The 19,658-nt window shown below is 41.7% G+C and carries 17 protein-coding genes; all 17 read left to right on the top strand.

The genetic code is table 11. The annotated features are described in order from the left end of the window. The coding region (locus JXR81_08020; protein ID MBN2754797.1) for a hypothetical protein at window positions 1-2,278 on the top strand (2,278 nt) is incomplete at its 5' end. 104 nt (window positions 2,279-2,382) lie between these two features. After that, on the top strand, window positions 2,383-2,943 hold the full coding sequence (locus JXR81_08015) for a biotin transporter BioY (GenBank protein MBN2754796.1): 561 nt from the start codon (window positions 2,383-2,385) through the stop codon (window positions 2,941-2,943). A gap of 32 nt (window positions 2,944-2,975) precedes the next feature. Further along, complete coding sequence (gene rpoN, locus JXR81_08010; protein ID MBN2754795.1) at window positions 2,976-4,496, top strand: RNA polymerase factor sigma-54; 1,521 nt, start codon at window positions 2,976-2,978, stop codon at window positions 4,494-4,496. A gap of 135 nt (window positions 4,497-4,631) precedes the next feature. Further along, complete coding sequence (gene raiA, locus JXR81_08005; GenBank protein ID MBN2754794.1) at window positions 4,632-5,183, top strand: ribosome-associated translation inhibitor RaiA; 552 nt, start codon at window positions 4,632-4,634, stop codon at window positions 5,181-5,183. A gap of 16 nt (window positions 5,184-5,199) precedes the next feature. Next, complete coding sequence (locus tag JXR81_08000) at window positions 5,200-5,664, top strand: PTS sugar transporter subunit IIA (protein ID MBN2754793.1); 465 nt, start codon at window positions 5,200-5,202, stop codon at window positions 5,662-5,664. Between the two features lie 25 nt (window positions 5,665-5,689). Further along, window positions 5,690-6,637, top strand: coding sequence for an HPr(Ser) kinase/phosphatase (hprK, locus tag JXR81_07995; protein ID MBN2754792.1), 948 nt, complete (start codon window positions 5,690-5,692; stop codon window positions 6,635-6,637). Beyond that, on the top strand, window positions 6,630-7,907 hold the full coding sequence (locus JXR81_07990; protein MBN2754791.1) for a YvcK family protein: 1,278 nt from the start codon (window positions 6,630-6,632) through the stop codon (window positions 7,905-7,907). The genes hprK and JXR81_07990 overlap by 8 nt, the downstream gene beginning before the upstream one ends. Before the next feature lie 25 nt (window positions 7,908-7,932). Beyond that, on the top strand, window positions 7,933-8,334 hold the full coding sequence (locus tag JXR81_07985) for a PTS sugar transporter subunit IIA (protein MBN2754790.1): 402 nt from the start codon (window positions 7,933-7,935) through the stop codon (window positions 8,332-8,334). 8 nt (window positions 8,335-8,342) lie between these two features. Further along, a complete protein-coding gene (locus tag JXR81_07980) occupies window positions 8,343-8,834 on the top strand; it encodes a PTS sugar transporter subunit IIB (protein ID MBN2754789.1) in 492 nt (163 codons plus the stop codon). 13 nt (window positions 8,835-8,847) lie between these two features. Further along, on the top strand, window positions 8,848-9,666 hold the full coding sequence (locus JXR81_07975) for a PTS sugar transporter subunit IIC (GenBank protein ID MBN2754788.1): 819 nt from the start codon (window positions 8,848-8,850) through the stop codon (window positions 9,664-9,666). After that, window positions 9,663-10,442 carry a PTS system mannose/fructose/sorbose family transporter subunit IID gene (locus JXR81_07970; GenBank protein MBN2754787.1) on the top strand — a complete coding sequence of 260 codons (780 nt, stop codon included), beginning with the start codon at window positions 9,663-9,665 and terminating at the stop codon, window positions 10,440-10,442. Before JXR81_07975 ends, JXR81_07970 begins: the two co-directional genes overlap by 4 nt. A gap of 12 nt (window positions 10,443-10,454) precedes the next feature. Next, complete coding sequence (locus tag JXR81_07965; protein ID MBN2754786.1) at window positions 10,455-10,727, top strand: HPr family phosphocarrier protein; 273 nt, start codon at window positions 10,455-10,457, stop codon at window positions 10,725-10,727. Further along, the gene (ptsP, locus tag JXR81_07960) at window positions 10,727-12,469 is read left to right on the top strand and encodes a phosphoenolpyruvate--protein phosphotransferase (protein ID MBN2754785.1); all 1,743 of its coding nucleotides are present in this window, start codon (window positions 10,727-10,729) and stop codon (window positions 12,467-12,469) included. The genes JXR81_07965 and ptsP overlap by 1 nt, the downstream gene beginning before the upstream one ends. Then, window positions 12,470-13,336: a UTP--glucose-1-phosphate uridylyltransferase gene (locus tag JXR81_07955; GenBank protein MBN2754784.1), complete on the top strand. Its 867-nt coding sequence runs from the start codon at window positions 12,470-12,472 to the stop codon at window positions 13,334-13,336. A gap of 38 nt (window positions 13,337-13,374) precedes the next feature. Further along, window positions 13,375-13,875, top strand: coding sequence for a TIGR03546 family protein (locus JXR81_07950; GenBank protein ID MBN2754783.1), 501 nt, complete (start codon window positions 13,375-13,377; stop codon window positions 13,873-13,875). Beyond that, the gene (locus JXR81_07945) at window positions 13,872-15,731 is read left to right on the top strand and encodes a TIGR03545 family protein (GenBank protein ID MBN2754782.1); all 1,860 of its coding nucleotides are present in this window, start codon (window positions 13,872-13,874) and stop codon (window positions 15,729-15,731) included. The genes JXR81_07950 and JXR81_07945 overlap by 4 nt, the downstream gene beginning before the upstream one ends. Window positions 15,732-15,926: 195 nt before the next feature. After that, entirely contained in the window at window positions 15,927-19,652 is a 3,726-nt protein-coding gene (locus tag JXR81_07940) for a PolC-type DNA polymerase III (GenBank protein ID MBN2754781.1), read from the top strand. The last annotated feature ends 6 nt before the right edge of the window (window positions 19,653-19,658 follow it).

Here is a 19,658-nt window from a genome sequence, read left to right as displayed (position 1 = left end):
GACGGCAACTGAGACAATAACCGCGACAGCCACACAGACAGCAACAGAGACTGTAACTGAAACAGCCACTGCGTCTGTAACAGAGACTGCTACTCAGACCGCAACAGAGACAATGACTGAGACAACTACTCAAACAGCAACAGAAACAGTAACTGGAACATCTACTGAGTCTGTAACAGAGACTGCTACTCAGACCGTAACAGAGACAATGACTGAGACAACTACTCAAACAGTAACAGAAACATCTACTGCGTCTGTAACAGAAACAACTACACAGACAGCAACAGAGACAGTAACTAAAACGTCTACTGCGTCTGTAACAGAAACAACCACAAAAACAACAACCGAGACAGTAACTGAAACGTCTACTGCGTCTTTAACAGAGACTGCTACTCAGACCGCAACAGAGACAATGACTGAGACAACTACTCAAACAGCAACAGAAACAGTAACTGAAACATCTACTGAGTCTGTAACAGAGACTGCTACTCAGACCGTAACAGAGACAATGACTGAGACAACTACTCAAACAGTAACTGAAACAGTAACTGAAACATCTACTGAGTCTGTAACGGAGACTGCTACTCAGACCGCAACTCAGACCGCAACAGAGACAACCACTCAAACAGCAACAGAGACAGTAACTGAAACGTCTACTGAGTCTGTAACAGAGACTGCTACTCAGACCGCAACAGAGACAACCACTCAAACAGCAACAGAGACAGTAACTGAAACATCTACTGCGTCTGTAACAGAAACAACCACACAGACAGCAACAGAGACTGTAACTGAAACGTCTACTGAGTCTGTAACGGAGACTGTTACAGAGACTATAACCGATACAACGACAGAGACAAATACTAAAACAGCCACTGCGTCTGTAACAGAGACTGCTACTCAGACTATAACCGAGACAATGACAGATACAAACACACAGACAACGACAGAGACTATAACAGAAACATCCACTGCGTCTGTAACGGAAACCGCTACACAGACAGCAACAGAGACAGTAACTGAAACATCCACTGAGTCTGTAACGGAGACTGCGACTCAGACAGTAACAGAGACAACCACTCAAACAGCAACAGAAACAGTAACTGAAACATCTACTGAGGCTATGACAGAAACTGCGACGCAGACAGCAACGGAAACGATAACCGGGACAGGCACTGTAACTGAGTCGGTTACAGAAACTACTACTCAGACAGCAACGGAGACTGCCACACAGACTGCCACACAGACTGCCACACAGACTGCAACACAGACTGCAACACAGACTGCAACTGAAACCGGAACTGAGACAGGTACAGAAACTGCTACTTATACAACATCAGAAACGGCAACCGAAACCGTGACGCAGACAGTAACAGAAACTATGACTGAAACCGCTACACAGACAACGACTGAAACCGCAGCCGGGACAATGACTGAAACTGTAACGGAGACAGTCACTATGACGTCCACTCAGACAGTAACAGATACGATTACTTGGACGGTTACAGAAACGGCTACGCCGTCAGCCACTTTTACAAATACGCAGACATCAACAGATACGCCGGCTGATATCCTTACTGTAACAGGCACGATAACGCCTACTGTAACGCGGACCGCAACGCAGACTGTTTCAAATACTCCGGAAATATATTACACGGCAACGTGCAGTATTACTCCTACTGTAACACCTGTTATAATACTTGATTATAAAGTGAAAATTACTGTATACGACAGCAGCGGAAGGCTTGTATCAACGCTTGCTGAACAGGGAAATGACGAAGCGGTACATCAAAGTTATCTTTCACAGGACCCGTTTATAAACAGAGGCACTTCGCTGCTTGAATTCCGTGAAGGTAAAGGCAGGCTGATAGGCATATGGGATGGAAAAGATAAAGACGGCGTTTCGGCCCCTACAGGTAATTATACTGCGAAAATTGTTTCGGTTGATAACAATGGAAATGAATATACTCTGATTAAATTGTTCTCTGTGATACTGGAAAATGCACCCGGAATTCAGGATCTGCGGATAGTTTATGATAAGAATAATATCAGGTTTACCGGTGCTGTAGCGGATGCCGAATGGATTAAGGTGAAAATTTACAATTTAAGAGGGGAAATTATACGTCATTACACCTTGAATTCGCTGGATTTTGAATGGGATATGAAGACGGTATCCGGAACAAGGGTGTCTTCGGGAATATATATTGCGGTAATAACATATAAAGACGTAAATACTGCAAGGATAATTAAAAATATTAGTAAGGTTTATGTTTATAGATAGAATAAAACCCGGATTTAATCGCAATTAAAGCGCAATAGAACTTGACTTTGCGCGGTATGTAATATAGAATTTTTAATAATTAAATAATCTATCAGAGGTGAAAAATGAAAAGTATTTCAGCCGTATTAAACAAAGAAATATCCGTTTCCGTAACTGTAAAAAGCATTTTTATGGTCCTGTTTTTTTCTTTTATTATGTTCGCTTCGTCACTGATAAGGATACAGACTCCGTTTTCACCTGTGCCTTTCACGCTTCAGACATTTGCCCTTTTTATGGCGGTTTATTACCTTAACCTTAAAGAACTTGGGATTTCCCAGGCATTATATATTCTTGCGGGAATAATAGGCGCGCCTGTTTTTGCCGCCGGATTGACCGGAGCTATGGCTCTTGTAGGGCCGACAGCAGGTTATCTGGCAGGATTCATCGCGGCGGGAATTGTGATGAGCATTATGAAACCTTCAATGGAAAAGTACGGTTTTGTCGGAATGGCAGCCGTGTTTTCAGCGGGTATGGCAATAATATATTTTATGGGAGCCGCGCATCTTGCGTTTGTTTATGGAATGGGTATTAAGGGTGCTGTTGCCGCGGGTATCATACCCTTTATAGCTGCCGATGCCGTAAAAATTGCAGCTGCCGCGTCATTAAGGATGGCTGTAAGGAAATAACAAGAATAAACCGGCAGGCCAGGGATAAATAGATGCGCCCATCCAACCATCTGCATTTAAGCCACGAATTAAAGCAGCAGCTTAAGCTGACGCCTGAAATGCGGTTAAGGCTGGAAGTCCTTCAGGGTTCATATATGGAACTAAGGGAAATATTAAACAAAGAGCTGCAGGAAAATCCGATACTGGATGATGTAATTTTTAAAGAAGACATTAATCCGGAAACAACAGCCAGGGAAAAAAGCCAGACAGAAGACGTAAAAATAGGCGAAAAACCCAATATGTCGGAGATAGATTTTAATAATTACGATAATATGTTCGGAGAGCAGGATAATTCCGGGTGGAAAGAAAAAAACGCCGAAGTAAATGATATAAAAAACTTTGATAATTCCGCCGGAGAAATTGAAGATTCAGGGTGGCGCGAACGGCCCGAAACAGAGTTTAATCCGGATGCGGGAAAAATAAACGATTACAGGTATGACAGCCTTACCGATGACAGGGACAAAGATCTTAATTCTGTGCTTATCCGTCAGCTGAATACGCTGGACCTTGAAGAGGACATTTATCAGGCGGTTTTCACCGTAATATCAATGATAGATGACAGGGGATTTCTTGAACTTGATGATTCCCAAATAGCGCAGGAAACCGGATTAAGCCCGGAAATGACAGCCGCCGCCATTCAGATAATACAGAAATTTGAACCCACGGGAGTCGGGGCAAAAAACGTCAGAGAAAGCCTTCTGATGCAGCTTAAAGAAAAAAAGATGAAAGATTCCCTTCCGTATAAAATAATAGAAGAAAATTTTGAACTTTTATCAAGGCAGCAGTTTGAAAAACTTGCTTCAATTTATAAAACAGGCGAAGAAAACATAAAAAAAGCCGAAGAAGAGATTAAACTTCTTTCGCCTTACCCGGGATATCAGTTTTCCGGAGACGTAAAAAATTACATAATACCGGATATAATAGTGGATGAAGATGAAGAAGGCAGATACCACGTGCGTATTTTCGGCGAATTTCCGGAGCTTGTTGTAAATAAAGAACAGCTGGAGCTGTATAAAAGCAATAAGGAAACAAAACCTTATGCGAAGAAATACGAAGAAAACCTTAAGACGCTTAAGAATTCCTGGGACGAAAGAAACAAGACTATAAAAACTGTTGTTGAAAAAATCCTGCAGATACAGGATTATTATATGAAGAATGAAGAGACAGGTTTAAAACCCCTTACTTTAAAAGAGGTGGCGGATGAAATCGGGGTGCATGAATCCACTATAAGCAGGATTGTCTCAAGGAAATATATCCAGCTTCCGGGGGGAATCAAGCCGCTTAAAGATTTCTTCTCAAGTAAATTAAAAGGCGCTGACGGCGATGTGTCTTCTGACAGTGTGAAGGGTAAAATAAGGGCAATGATAGAAGCGGAAGACCCGTCTTCACCGCTTACTGACACCCAGATAGAAGAAAAACTTAAAGAAATTGGCATAAATATAGCCAGAAGGACAGTATCCAAGTACAGGGAGCAGCTGGAAATATTGCCGGCTTCTTCCAGAAAAAGGCAATAAGCGTAAATTTGTACCGTAATGCGGTAAATAGGGTTCAAAATATCCCTTATATTCCGGGGTTTAAATTTTTACTGAATTGACATTAAGTGTTTAATATGATAATTTAAAGTTATTATTATATAAGGAGGACGTACCGTGGAGATAAACATTACGGGAAGGCATCTTGATCTGACAAAGGGTATTACGGATTACGCAAAGAAAAGATTCAAAAAAGTTGAAGAATATTTTGATTTTAAGGAAAACGGCAAGCTTCATATCGTGATTTCCGTGGATAAATACATTCATTCGGCAGAAGCAATACTGAACGGCAAGAAACACACTTTTACGGCAAAAGTGACATCAAAGGATATGTATACTTCCCTGGATATGCTGGAAACAAAGCTTATCACTCAGATTAAAAAACATAAAGATAAAATTGTAAAGCCTGTTAAAGGCGGAAAACGCCCCGGAATTGAAAAAATTCTTGCAAACGTTCCTTCGTCAGGAAAAACCGGCAATGACCGTTATAATGAAGTTGTGGAAGAGGATTTAATGGCGGCAAAGCCCATGAATACGGAAGAAGCTATGGAAGAAGCGGAGATAGCCCCTGAAAAAATGCTGCTTTTCTTCAATGTGGATTTTAACAAAGTATGCCTGATAAGGAAAAGAAAAGATAAAAAATTCGGATTGACCATATCCAAATACTGACAGAGGTGGAATAAATATGAGAATTCTTGATTTTCTTGAAAAGGACAGCATAGAACTTAACATTAAGGCGAAAAACAAAAAAGAAGCAATTGAAGAAATTGTGGAAATTCTGAAAAAGAAAAACGCCATTATCGACAAGGACGTGACAATAGAGTCCCTGCTTGAAAGGGAAGAACTTGGCAGCACCGGCGTTGGCCAGGGAATTGCAATACCGCACAGTAAGACAAAAGGCGTAAAGGAACTTATAGGCGCGTTTGCAATTTCCAAGAATGGCGTGGAATTTGACGCCCTTGACGGCGAACCTGTACATATATTTTTCCTTCTGCTTGCTCCCGAAGGCGCGGCCGGCGTTATGCTTAAAGCGCTTGCAAGGGTAAGCAACTTTCTTAAGAATAAGTATTACAGGAAGAAAATCCTTGATGCAGCCGACAAGGAAGCGGTTATCCAGATAATAGAAGAGGAAGAAAAGACAAAACAGTGATATGCGGCTCCTTAGGAGGTAGTTGATGGATTTTATAACCGTCAAGGAGTTCTTTGAAGATAATAATGAAAAATTCCGCCTTAACATTTTAGCGGGCGAAGAATATCTTGATAAAAAAAAAATAGTGGTATCAGACATAAACCGGCCGGGGCTTGCTTTGGCCGGTTTTTTTGGATATTTCCCATATGAGCGCATTCAGGTCTTTGGAAAGACCGAATTCACGTATATAAAGAAACTTGGAAGTGTAAAAGCCGACAGGGTTATGGGCGAGATTTTTAAACAGAATGTCCCGTGCGTGATAATTTCAAGAAATTTAAAGGCGCCTTCCGGATTCCTTCTTCTTGCAAAAAAATACAAAACGCCTGTTTTTGAATCTTCCCTTTTTACTACAAAAATTATCAGCGCCACGATGATATACCTTGAAAAAAAACTGGCTCCAAAAATCACCATGCACGGAACTTTTGTTGATGTTTACGGGCTGGGAGTTTTAATAACGGGCAAAAGCGGAATTGGAAAAAGTGAAGTAACTTTAGAACTGGTAAAAAGAGGGCACCGGCTTGTAGCGGATGACCTGATAGAAGTTACAAGGCTTGGGGAAGGCGAACTTGAAGCAAGGGGAATGAGCGTTGTACAGCACCATATGGAAATCAGAGGAGTGGGCATAATAGACGTAAGGACGCTTTTTGGCGTGGGCGCGGTCAGGGATTATCAGAAAGTGGAACTTGTGCTTCACCTTGAAGAGTGGGAAAAAGGCAAAGATTACGAAAGGCTTGGAATAGAAGAGCAGATGCAGGACATACTTGGTGTGCAGGTGCCAAAAATAGTCCTTCCGGTAAAACCGGGCAGGACCTTAAGCATAATTGTGGAAGTGGCGGCAATGAATCAGAGATTACGGCAGAAAGGGCACAATCCCGCGAAAGAACTTAATGAAAAGATGATGTTGTATATGTTTAAAGGAAAAAAGAATGGCTAGATTTGATAAATGGCTTTATCCGGGGATAAGGATAAAAAGGTGGGTTTTTCTTTTAATACTAAGCCTGATAGTACTTGCGGTTGGTTTTTCCGGACAACTGGGCGCGCTTGTACGTAATTTCAGAATAGAAACCGGTATAGATTTTGACGCTTTTTTTTATAGGTTACAGCGGTTAAAGTTTATTGATGTGGCGATAATACTGCTGGCTATTGCTGGAGTTTCGATGGCTGTAAGAAGGGCATATTATTCGGTGCTTGCCATGTATATACCCAACAGGGAAGAAGATTTTATCAACATGGCATATAGAAAAGCCAAGTTAAGGCGGGGTCCAAGGATTGTAGCGATAGGCGGAGGGACAGGGCTTCCGAATTCATTAAGAGCTTTAAAAAAGTATACTTCCAACCTTGCTGCAATAGTAACAGTTGCGGATGACGGCGGATCTTCGGGAAGGTTAAGAAAAGACTATCAGATAATACCGCCGGGAGACATAAGAAACTGTATTGTGGCGCTTGCCGATCAGGAAACGCTTTTAGGAAAACTTTTTCAGTACAGGTTTGATAAAGGCGAAGACCTTGCCGGCCACAGTTTTGGAAACATTTTTATAACGGCTATGACTCATGTGGCGGGAGATTTTTCAAAAGGCGTTGAAGAAAGTTCAAAGGTGCTTGCCATAAACGGAAAGGTACTGCCTGTATCTTTTGACAATATGTCGCTTCAGGCAAAGATGCAGGACGGAAGGCTTATACTGGGAGAATCGCTGATTCCCGAGGCAAAAGGCGTGATAGAAAAGCTGTTTATCATGCCGGAAGACTGCAAGGCAAATCCGGACGCGGTTGAAGAGATAAAAAAAGCGGAAGTAATAGTTATGGGGCCGGGCAGCCTTTTTACAAGCGTTATTCCCAATCTGCTGGTGCCGGGAATAAAAGAAGCAATTATGTCAAACAGGAAAGCGGCTAAAATATACGTGTGCAATATAATGACGCAGCCGGGAGAAACAGATAATTTTACCGTGTCTGACCATTTAAAAGCGGTGCTTAAACATACGGAATCCAAAGTCATAGACTACGTTGTGGCAAATAATAAGGAAGCAAAGCAGGAAATTCTTTCCAGGTACGCAAAGGAAAATTCATACCCTGTAAGAATTGACAGGGAAGAGATAAACAGGCTTGGAGTAAGGCTTGTAGAAGGAAAACTTTTTAATGACGGAGACTACATCCGCCACGCGGAAGGCCTTTTGGGCAAGCTGATAATGAAACTGCTTATAATTTAAAGCGAAAAATAAAAGGGAGTACAGTATGGCGGGGATAATAATTGCAACGCATTATACTTTTGCGGAAAGCCTTAAGGATACTGTTTTTATGATAGTCGGGCAGAAAGAAAAAGTGACGGCGCTTACGCTGTTAAAAAGCGACACGCTTGAAAGTTTTACCGCGAAATTAAAGGATGCCGTGGAAAAAAATGATGACGGCAGAGGTGTTGTAATAATGGCGGATATGTTCGGCGGGACGCCTATGAACGCGGCTTTTGCGCTTTACAGCGGCGACGAAAAAGTGAAGATAATAACAGGCGTAAATATGCCTATGGTGGTGGAAGCCATAAATCACATTGATAAAAGTTCCGCTGAGATTACGGAAATGATATTTGCGAAAAAAGACAGGCTTATTATAGATGTAAAATCGATGATAGGAAAAAGGTAAACGGCCAAATGCCTATTCTGCTTACAAGGATAGACGACAGGTTAATACACGGCCAGGTTGTTGTGGGCTGGGCGCAGTCTTTAAAAGCGGATCACATAATAGTTGTTAATGACGATGTGGTTAATAATGATATGCAGAAATTTCTTTTCCGTATGGCTACGCCCACGGAAATAAATCTCTCCATTATCAGCGTTAAAGAAGCCGCGATAAAGATAAAAAACAGGGAATTTGATGACGACAAGGCGATTATACTGGTGAAAAGCCCCAAGGATATCTGCGGCGTAATTGAAGCCGGAGGAAAAGTGGGCGAGATAAATATAGGCGGAATGCATTTTTCCGACACAAAGGTGCAGTTATATGACGCTATTTTTGTTGACGGCGATGATGTGGCGGCTTTTCAGCGTATTAATCAGCTGGGCGTGGCGCTTGAAGTAAGAATGGTGCCCACTGATTCAAAGAAAGATATTTTTAAGGCCATAAAAGAAAAATTCATAAAATGAAGGCGGTTATCTGATGGAATTGCAGAATTTTCTTACAAACATAAATATCTATGTGGTATTGCTGGCGGCTTTTGCGGCGGCGATGCTGGAAATAGATAATTACTTCGTCGGAATGACGCTTATCTCGCAGCCTATATTTGCGGGCGCGCTGATTGGTTTTATATTTAACGGAGATATATACACGGGAGTCCTTATGGGAGCGATTGTTCAGCTGCTTTGGATAAACGCTCCTCCTGTGGGCGCTTATGTTCCGCCTTCGGCTTCGGCAATTGCCATGTCGGCAACAGTGCTGGCATCATCGATGGGGCAGCAGATACAGGAAGATACCAGCACTCCGGTACTTATGTTTACACTGTTAAGCGCTGCCGGCATAGGTTATTTTGTTGGCCTTATGGATGTATGGAACAGGAAATTTAACACAAAAATAATGCACCTTTTTGAAGATAAGATAAAAGCCGGCAGGCAGTCTTTTGTGACAATGATACAGGTATCCGCTATTGCGGCAAAATTATTAAGGGATTTTCTTGTTTATGCGGTTGTTTTTTCCGTCGGTGTGTATCTGGCGAATGCTATTTATATAACCCTTCCGGATCAGATTATTGACGCCCTTGGTTATGCTTTCTGGGCGATGCCGGCAATTGGAATTGCTGTTGTTTTTGATATGTTCAGGACCAAAACGGGAGAAGGGCTTTTTGTGGCCGTGTTTGCTTTAACGTACCTTATATTCTCGTTCCGTAAGCCCGATGTCTTTCTTTTTCTGGCGGCTGTTTTAACCGCGTCTGTATTTGTGGTTTATAATTCCGTCTGGGGAAAAAAAGGAAAAACAACATGAAAAAAATAAGCGCATGGGACCTTTTATACAGCGGAATAAAACTTAATTTTCTTCAGGCTTCCTGGAATTTTGAAAGGCTGCAGAATGCGGGTTTTCTTTTTTCGATTATGAATATACTTAAAAAGATATACGGCAAAGGCACGCCGGAAATGGCAGCCGCGATGAAAAGGCATATAAGTTTTTTCAATACGCATATTTTCTTCAGTTCTGCGGCGCTTGGCGTAATAGCCAGGCTTGAAGAAGATATATCCAATCAGGAACCGGCTGCGAAAGAGCGTGAGATTGAAAATACAAAAATGGGCATAATGGGGCCTTTGGCTGCCATAGGCGATTCCCTTTTCTGGTCGGGGATAAAACCTTTTGCCCTGCTTATAGGGGTTGTTATAGTGATGCTTGGCGGGACGCAGCGCCCGGGATTGTGGATTTGGGCGGCGGCGGCGGCGTTTTTTCTTTATAATCTGCCAAGGGTTGCCATTAAGTACTTTCTTCTGTTTAAGGCTTATTATCAGCATCAGGCGCTTTTTGGCCTGATACAGAAAATTAAATTTCAGGACATATTAAGAAGCATCAAGATAACAGGTATGGGAGTTCTTGGAATGTTCGCGGGAATATACGCGGTAACCGATGAATATTATATAGCTTCTCATTTTGTGGACAGCCTTCTTTTGGCTTTTGTTTTCTTTGTAACGGTGTCGGTGTTAAAACGCAAGGTTTCTGTATCCAGAATTCTTATGATTTTAATGACCGTCTGCATAATAATAGCATACATATTTTAAGGGAGAATTGTGATGGAATACAGCAAAAAGGTTAAAGTAATAAACAAACTTGGTTTCCACTTAAGGGCGGTGGCCGTTTTTGTGAAAGAATCGGAAAAGTATAAATCGCTCATTAAAGTAAAAAACGGCGATGTGGAAGCCGACGGCAAAAGTATAATGGGTTTAATGACCCTTATAGCGGCGCAGGGTATGGAAATAGAAATAAAGGCGGAAGGGCAGGATGCGAAGGAAGCCGTAAGCAAGCTTGTTAAAGTCATTGAAAACAGATTTGGGGAGAAAGAATAATGTATAAAGGAATACCGGCCTCTCCGGGAATTGTAATCGGGCAGGCCTATGTAATAAACAAAAAGAGCGCGGAGATTACAAAAAGGGCGGTTGCCCCCGAGCTTATAGAAGCTGAAATTCAAAGGCTTAGGAAAGCCGTTGAAAAGACCAAAATTGACATTATGTCAATTAAGGAAAAGGTCATATATGATATCGGCAATTCCGAAGCGGATATCTTTAACGCTTATCTGATGCTTCTTGAAGACCGGATGTTTGCAGGAAAATCAGAGACGATAATAAAAACAGAGTCTGTAAACGCGGAATACGCTCTTATGCAGGTGTTAAAGGAATACGCGGAGTTTTTCAATAAAATTTCCGACAGCTATTTAAAAGAACGCGGCAGGGATATATCCGGGCTTGTTGAAAAAATTATCAAAAACCTGGCTGAATTAAAAACCAAAGACAGCGACGCGCCGGCTGAAAAGTATATTGTTGTGGCGCATGACCTTACTCCCGCGGACACCGCGGAGATGGATAAGGGTAAAGTGATGGGTTTTGTAACGGAAGTAGGGGGAGCCACATCCCATACCGCGATTGTGGCAAGGTCTCTTGAAATACCGGCGGTGGTCGGCGTGCGCGATATTACGGGAACGCTGAATACGGGGGATGTTCTTATACTTGACGGCGAAAAGGGGATTGTGGCGGTAAATCCCGGCGCTAAAGTAATGAATGCTTATAAAGAAGAACAGAAGAAGTACACGCTTAAACTGCGTATGCTAAAGAGGTTAAAAACCCTTGAAGCGGTGACGGTGGATAAGCATAAAGTGGAACTTAATGCCAATATAGAATTTCCGGAAGAAATAGGCGCGGTTATTGAAAATAACGCCGACGGCGTTGGGCTTTTCAGGACGGAATTTATTTATATGAATAAGATGAACCTGCCTTCGGAAGAAGAACAGTTTGAATCCTACAAAACCGTAATATCGAAAATGGGCGGTAAATCTGTTACGATAAGGACGATGGATATTGGCGGCGATAAATTTCTTCCGTATTTCAAGATAATGCCCGAACAGAATCCGTTTCTTGGTTTAAGGGCAATAAGGCTTTCGCTTGCAAATCAGAATATTTTCAGGCTGCAGTTAAGGGCAATACTGCGTGCTTCGGCTTTTGGCAAGGCCAAAATAATGTTCCCGATGATTTCAGTTATTGAAGAAATAGAAGAGGCCAAGAAGATTTTAGAAGAAGTAAAGTTTGAACTGAAAAGCAAAAAAGTCCCGTTTGACGAGCATATAAAAGTGGGAACGATGATAGAAGTGCCCTCGGCGGTATTAATGTCCGCTGAAATAGCCCGGCACGTGGATTTCTTCAGCATAGGCACAAATGACCTTATTCAGTATACTGTTGCCGTGGACAGGGGTAATGAAGCTGTTTCGCACCTTTATGACGGGCTTAATCCGGCTGTTTTAAGAAGCATTAAAATGACTGTTGACAGCGCGCACAGAAACGGCATTAAAGTTTCGGTATGCGGTGAAATGGCAGGCCAGCCTTATCTGGCGTTTCTGCTTATAGGGCTTGGTGTGGATGAACTTTCAGGCAATGCCGCTTCTCTTTTGTCGGTTAAAAAAATGGTGCGCAGTATTAAGTTTCAAAGCGCGCTTGAAACGGCGGATGCCGCGTTAAAGATGGAAAAAGCCTCTGAAATTAAGAACTTCCTGACCGGAAGGGTCAATCAGCTGCTTTATGAAACTGAGAAAGGGGCTTAAATGAAGATAAAAAAAGCTGTAATACCGGTAGCGGGAATGGGCACACGTTTTATGCCTTATACAAAAGCCGTCCCTAAAGAGATGCTTCCTATAATAGATATACCGTCAATTCATTTTATAGTTGAAGAAGCTTTAAATTCAGGGATTGAAGAGGTGCTTTTTATCACCGCTGACGGTAAAGGCAGTATAAAAGAGTATTTTGAAAAGAAGCCCGCGCTGGAAAAAATATTAAAGAAAAAGGCGGGGCCGGAAATATTAAACCAGTATTACAGGATACCGGTTGATTTTAAAAAAAGTTTTATAACGCAGAAAACGCCTAAAGGGCTTGGCGACGCAATTATGCACGCAAAGAGTTTTGTCGGGAATGAGAGTTTTGCGGTATTTCTTCCGGATGATATAGTTTTCTCGCGTGTCCCCGTTATGAAACAGATGATTGACACTATGGCAAAATTTAAAAAGCACGTCATAGGCGTTGAGGCGGTTGACAAAAAAATGATAAGTTCTTACGGTATTATAAAGCCGGAAAAGATAGGCGATAAGGTCTATAAAATTACTGATATGGCTGAAAAGCCTTCGGTTAAAGACGCGTTTTCCAACCTTGGCATTGTGGGAAGGTATATTCTGCCGTCTTCTATTTTTGGTTATATTAAAGAGACAAAGCCCGGTAAAAACGGCGAGATTCAGTTAACAGACGCCCTGCGTATGGTAATGCATAATGAAGGGCTGATAGCGGATGAATTTGACGGCGACAGATGCGATACAGGGGATAAATACGGATACCTGCTGGCTATAATAAAATATGGCGCGGCGCAGGAAAAAATAAAAAGCAGGCTGAAGAAAGATATTAAGAAAATATTCAGCTTTTAGTATTTATTACATCGCATAAAACCTGTTCGGAGGGAACCATGATAAGACAAATAACTAAATTACTTTCCATTGTGAATTCCAATAAAGAACCCGGGGAAATAGCGCTTGGGGTGGTCTTTGGTATGTTTGCGGGTTTTCTGCTTCTGGCGCCGTTTAATGCCGTTATAATTTTTCTTTTGGTTCTTGTCCTGAATGTAAATACAGCCGCGTTTTTTCTTTTTACCGGTATATTTAAACTTATTACGTTTTTAATTGACCCGTTGGGCGATATTATAGGAAGGGCGGTTCTGACGGTTCCCTTTTTAGAGCCTGTTTTTTCAAAAATGGCGGAAATGCCCCTTGTCCCGTTTACAAAATTCAACAATACCGTAATCATGGGTGATTTTATAATCGGTCTCTTATTGATAGTGCCTGTCTGGATGGGAACCTTAAAAGTAATTGATTTTTACAGAAAACACATGCAGGATAAAGTTAAAAAGTTTGGCATAGTAAAAGCGCTTAAGGCGGGGAATTTTTTTGAAGGGGGGGACAAAGAATGAAAGTTTTCAGAAAAAGCGGCATTATTGCGCTTCTGGTATTTGTTGTAATATCATTACTTTTTGGTTTTTTCTTCCTTGATTTACTTGTAAAGAACACTGCCATAAGTTTTGGAGAGAGGATTTTTAAGGCGAAAGTGGAAATTGAAAAGTTTGACATTCAGGTGTTGAAAGGCAAAGTGGTAATTCAGGGTATTGCTGTGGCTGACAGGGATAATCCTATGAAGAATCTTTTTCAGGCGCAAAGCGCCGGTTTTGATCTTATGACATCGCAGCTGCCGGGCGGAAAAATAATAATAGACACAGTATCAATTGAAGGGGTTACGGCGGGAAGCACAAGAAAAACTTCCGGAAAACTGTCTGAAGCAAGGCTTAAAGCTATTGAAAAAAAGGACGCAAAACTTGCGGCAAAAGGAGAATTTGCACACGGACTTGGGGTGAAAGCTTTTGAAAGCGCCAAGGCTCAGGCTGCCGGGCAATTACCTATAACAAAACTGGAAGACATTCAGGACAAATTCAAATCCGCGGACAGTTTAAAGATTGCGGCGAAAGAAAGCCTTGAATCATTTAAAAAAATCAGTGAAGTAAGCGGAAAAATCACACAGAAAAAAGATGAAATAATGAATTCCGCAAATTCTGCGGATATAAATAAAAAAGCGGAAGATATAAAAAAAGCGGCTGAAAACTTAAAGGGAATAAAAGTTGCTTCGGTTGAAGATATTCCCGCGGCAAAAGTAAAACTGGATGAACTTAATAAGGTGTACGCGGAACTTCAGGAAGCGAAGAAAAAAGTTGAAGAGATAAAAGCCGGGGCGGATAGTTTTTATGCTTATTCAGTATCTTCGCTTGATGAAATAAACGAGGCTAAGGACAGGGATGTTAATAATGCAATGTCAATAATGAATATTAATATGTTAAATCCTTCAGAGATAGAAAAAACCATAGTAGGGCCTGTGTGGTATTCAAGGGTAAGAAACTTATTGAATACGGCACGCCTTGCCAACAGGTATATTCCTGTCAAAAAGAAGAAAAAATACGCTCAGATTAAAAGGATGCACGGCACGGATATTATATTTACTGACAAACAGTACCCCTCGTTCTGGGTTAAAAAATTGTTATTATCCGGCGGCTCCGGGGAAAACGGCGGATTAGGGCTTTCGGGAACCGTGACGGATTTGACTGCGGAGCAGTATATAACAGGAATGCCGACAAAAATAAACTTGAGCGGTGTTAAAGGTATTCAGAAAATAGCGGTACAAGGGGTAATTGATCACAGGGAAAAGATTAATGATTCCATTACGGCCGTGCTGTCCGGCATGCCTGAAGAATATACTGCCGGTTATGGAAACGTTAGCATATCATCAAAGAATCTGCGTTCAAAAGTAAGCCTTATAAATACGGACAGCTATATTTCGATAAAAGGAAGCGCGGAGATAAACAGCCCGGTTTTCACTGCGGGTAACACGCAGGATCTTACATATCAGGCCTTAAGTTCAATTGACGGTATTACAGTTGGTTTTTCACTTATTAACGGCCTGGAAGGGCTGAACATTGACATAACCTCCGACATAAAAGACAGGCTTTCAAAAGCGGCCGCAAAGCTGTACGGAAAAAAAGCTGAAGAGCTGAAAGCGCGCCTTAACGCGCAGGTGGAAAATACAATCAAAGGCGAAAAAGATAAACTTTTAAAGCAGGCTGAAGGCTACAAAACACAACTTACGGCAATTACCGGCGGGTACACAGCCGCTCTTAAAGGCGCGGAGGCGGAAATAGAAAAAGTAAAGTCGGAAATAAACAGTAAAATATCATCCGCGCAGAAAAAAGGGACAGATAATTTATTAAAAGGTATTTTTAAATAATTAAAATATAAAATAATTTCAATTTGAGTATATGAGTTTTATTTTTTTGGCAAAAAAAATGGACATTTGGCAAAAGGCTTTGTATAATAAAATGTCTTAAATGAAATAAAGTCTTTTGTTATTTTTGTGCCCGGTATCTTAAAGCTGTTCACGCGCGCAAAAGGCTTAAAAAACAATCACTAAAAGGTCGCATATATGTCTTCAGCTTATATTATAAAAATTGACAGTGATGAAACAAAAAGAATCCTGAATGAAAACCTTCCGGCTTTAAAGGACGACCCCTCGTCGGAATTAATATCATTTAACCGCGTTGAATTAAACGGCAAAGGTAATGATTTTAAAGTGCAGGTTACGCTTGACGTAAAGGAAGGGGTTACGGCGGCCTATCTGTGCGCGCTTAAAAACGTAATAGAAAATAACGCGCAAATGCCGGCTTCTTTTGAAATAAATTTTCAGGAAGGCGGCGCCACCGAAAGCCAGATAAAAGAACTTTGGGTGTTTTTTGCGGAAAGGGCCGGTGAGGCGCGGACCTGGATTTTAAGTACAAGGCCTTCGTTTACGGATAATAAAATGGAACTTATTTGTGAAAATGAATTTATTGCCGGCAAGCTTTCTGATTTCAGGGTGCAGGCCTCTATAAGAAAAGCAATAAGGGATTTCTTCGCAAGGGATATTGAAATTGCTTCTGTTAAAACAACAGCCATATCCGCGGATCAGCCCGCGGCGGAACCTGAAGCTGCTTCCATAAAGATAACGGGAAAGCGTGAAAGGGAAAGTAAAGTGCTTGTGAAGGAAGAAATAAAAGGCATTGTTAAATCGATAAATTCAATTTCTGAAGCCGGCAAATATATCCTGGAAGGCAGGGTGTTTTTTGACCCTGATGCCGAACCTATAAGCGAACTTAAAAATAAAAAAGGTACATACATTATTAAGTTTTATATAACGGATGACGAAGATACTTTGAAATGTATCGCGTTTATTGATGAAAATGACGGGTTAAGGGACACATTATCCGCGCTTTCTTATGTAAGGCTTTCCGCGGAAGTGTCTTATGACGACCGGGACGGGGAATTATCCGCAAAAGTAAGAAGGATTAACCGGATTAAAGCGCCGGAGAGGCATGACAGTGCGGCGGAAAAAAGGGTGGAACTTCACGCCCATACCAAATTAAGCGCGATGGATTCTTTGATGGCGCTGGATGATTATATAAAAACCGCTGCCAGCTGGGGACATACCGCGGTGGCAATTACCGATCACGGCGTGGTGCATTCTTTTCCTGACGCATATAAAAGGCTTGTGGATTATTATGAGAAAAAGCACAAGGACCTTTTTGTAAAAGGCAGGACAAGGCGCGAAGGTTATATGGACGCGATTGAACAGAGGGGCGCCACAAAACTTATCTTTGGTATGGAAGGGTATCTTGTGGATGACAGGGAAGCCAAAGATGAAGAACATGATAAGCCGTGGCACATAATAATACTTGCAAAAAACTATACGGGTTTAAAGAATCTGTATAAAATTGTTTCCGCCTCACACCTTGAATATTTTTATAAAAAACCAAGGATACCGCGTTCGCTGTTAAAAGCCAACAGGGAAGGGCTTGTGCTGGGCACGGCGTGTTATCTGGGTGAACTTTATCAGGCGATTCTTGAACAGAAGCAGGAAAAAGTAATTGAAGAGATAGCCGCCCGTTATGATTATTTTGAGATTCAGCCCGATACAAATAACATGTTTCTTTTAAAGAACGGCACGCTGGCTTCAATAGAAGACCTTCACAGGATAAACAGGCGCATAGTGGAACTTGGAAAAAAAATGTACAAGCCGGTGGCGGCCACCTGTGATGCCCACTTTTTAAATAAAAAAGACCGTACTTACAGGGAATTTCTGATGCTTGCAATGGGATTTGAAGAAGCGGACGCGGAGCTGTATTTAAGGACCACCGATGAAATGCTTGAAGAATTTGCCTATCTGGGTCCTGAACTTGCCAAAGAAGTTGTTATTACAGCCCCGCAAAAAATAGCAGCCCTTATAGAACCTGCTTTGGAACCGGTGCCTTCAAAGATTCATCCGCCTTCATTACCTGACGCGGATAATAAAATACGGGAAGCCACATGGAACCGCGCGGCCGAACTGTACGGGGATAATATCCTGCCGGAAGTTAAAGAAAGGATAGACAGGGAGCTTAAATCTATCATAGGCAATAATTACGCGGTGCTATATCTTATAGCAAAAGTTATGGTGGAAAGAAGCAACATGGACGGTTACATAGTGGGTTCAAGGGGGTCCGTTGGGTCGTCAATTGTGGCTTATCTTTGCGGAATATCAGAGGTTAACCCCCTGCAGGCTCACCACCTTTGCCCCAAGTGTAAATACATGGAATTCATAGATACAGAACTTGCGGGTGTGGATATGGATTCAAAAAAATGCCCGTACTGCAAAATTGAAATGACGCGCGACGGATTTAATATACCCTTTGAAACTTTCATGGGATTTAAAGGCGATAAGGTTCCTGATATAGATCTTAACTTTTCCGGAGAGTATCAGGAAAAGATACACAATTTTCTTATAAATATGTTCGGCAAAGAAAAGGTTTTTAAAGCGGGGACGATTAACACGCTGCAGCAGAACGCAATTAAAAAAGATTTCATGAGTAAGTATATAGAAAAGACAGGGGCTAATCTTAAAAATGCTGAAAAGTTGAGGCTTGCAATCGGATGCGCCGATGTAAAACGCGGTACAGGTCAGCACCCAGGCGGGCTTATGCTTGTTCCCGATGATAAGGAAATATGCGATTTTACCCCGGTTCAGTACGCGCCGGACAAGGTATCTATTACCACACACTTTGATTACCATTTCATACATGATACGCTTGTAAAGATAGACGCCCTTGGCCATGAATTGCCCACAAGTTTAAAACATATCTGTGAGGATTTAAATATTAAAGTGACGGATATTCCCATTGATGATAAACAAACAATGCAGATTTTCAGCAGTTTGAAGCCGTTAAATGTAAATCCGGAAAATTACGACAGCCAGATAGGTACTCTTGGAGTCCCGGAGTTCGGCACCGGTTTTTTAAGGCAGATGTTAAATGACACCAAGCCAAAGACTTTTTCGGAACTTGTTTATATTTCAGGGCTTTCACACGGTACCAATGTATGGGTGGGAAACGCGCAGGAACTTATTAATAAAAAGACAGCCACCCTTAAAGAAGTAATTTCCACCAGGGATGACATTATGGAATACCTGATAAGAAAAGGGCTTGAGAAGGGCCTTGCGTTTTCTATAATGGAAAGTGTCAGAAGGGGCAGGGGGCTTACCCCTGAATTTGAAAAGGCCATGAAAGAACACAAGGTGCCTGAATGGTACATTGAGTCGTGCAAAAAGATAAAATATATGTTTCCCAAAGCGCACGCTGTGGCATATACCATAATGTCCTTTAGAATCGCGTATATAAAGATTCACCATCCGGAGCATTTTTACGCTGATTACCTTAACAGGGACATAGGCGGATTTGAATATGAATTCATGGCGATGGACCTTGAAGCGGTAAAAAAGAGGCTGCGCGAGTCCAGGTTTATGAAGGACGCGGATAAAAAAGAAAAAGACAGATTTAAGGTGCTTGAAGTACTTGTGGAAATGAAAGACCGCGGTTATGTTTTTTCAAAGGTTGACCTGTATAAGTCGCATCCGACGCGCTTTACGGTAAAAGACGGTAAAATATTGCCGCCTTTAATCGCGGTGCCGGGGCTTGGCGAAAAAGTAGCCATAAGTGTTTCCATTGAAAGGCACAAGTCACAGTTTACATCCGTGGAAGACCTTGTCAAAAGGACAAAAGTCAATAAAAGTGTGGTAGAATTCATGAAGTTAAATAATTTAGCGGGCAGCCTGCCGGATTCGGATCAGGCGGTACTTTTTTAAACAGGG

The sequence above is a fragment of the Candidatus Goldiibacteriota bacterium genome (genome assembly GCA_016937715.1).
Lineage (GTDB): Bacteria > Oederibacteriota > PGYV01 > PGYV01 > PGYV01 > PGYV01.
The sequence above is the reverse complement of the archived record's forward strand: the minus strand, read 5'-3'. Positions and strand labels throughout refer to the sequence as shown.

Coding starts and splice junctions, on each gene's coding strand:
- JXR81_08000 (MBN2754793.1), top strand. CDS start 5,200: ATGAGAATTCTTGATTTTCTTGAAAAGGACAGCATAGAACTTAACATT.
- JXR81_07950 (MBN2754783.1), top strand. CDS start 13,375: ATGATAAGACAAATAACTAAATTACTTTCCATTGTGAATTCCAATAAA.
- JXR81_07965 (MBN2754786.1), top strand. CDS start 10,455: ATGGAATACAGCAAAAAGGTTAAAGTAATAAACAAACTTGGTTTCCAC.
- JXR81_07980 (MBN2754789.1), top strand. CDS start 8,343: ATGCCTATTCTGCTTACAAGGATAGACGACAGGTTAATACACGGCCAG.
- JXR81_07940 (MBN2754781.1), top strand. CDS start 15,927: ATGTCTTCAGCTTATATTATAAAAATTGACAGTGATGAAACAAAAAGA.
- ptsP (MBN2754785.1), top strand. CDS start 10,727: ATGTATAAAGGAATACCGGCCTCTCCGGGAATTGTAATCGGGCAGGCC.
- JXR81_07985 (MBN2754790.1), top strand. CDS start 7,933: ATGGCGGGGATAATAATTGCAACGCATTATACTTTTGCGGAAAGCCTT.
- hprK (MBN2754792.1), top strand. CDS start 5,690: ATGGATTTTATAACCGTCAAGGAGTTCTTTGAAGATAATAATGAAAAA.
- rpoN (MBN2754795.1), top strand. CDS start 2,976: ATGCGCCCATCCAACCATCTGCATTTAAGCCACGAATTAAAGCAGCAG.
- JXR81_07945 (MBN2754782.1), top strand. CDS start 13,872: ATGAAAGTTTTCAGAAAAAGCGGCATTATTGCGCTTCTGGTATTTGTT.
- JXR81_07955 (MBN2754784.1), top strand. CDS start 12,470: ATGAAGATAAAAAAAGCTGTAATACCGGTAGCGGGAATGGGCACACGT.
- JXR81_07975 (MBN2754788.1), top strand. CDS start 8,848: ATGGAATTGCAGAATTTTCTTACAAACATAAATATCTATGTGGTATTG.
- JXR81_08015 (MBN2754796.1), top strand. CDS start 2,383: ATGAAAAGTATTTCAGCCGTATTAAACAAAGAAATATCCGTTTCCGTA.
- JXR81_07970 (MBN2754787.1), top strand. CDS start 9,663: ATGAAAAAAATAAGCGCATGGGACCTTTTATACAGCGGAATAAAACTT.
- JXR81_07990 (MBN2754791.1), top strand. CDS start 6,630: ATGGCTAGATTTGATAAATGGCTTTATCCGGGGATAAGGATAAAAAGG.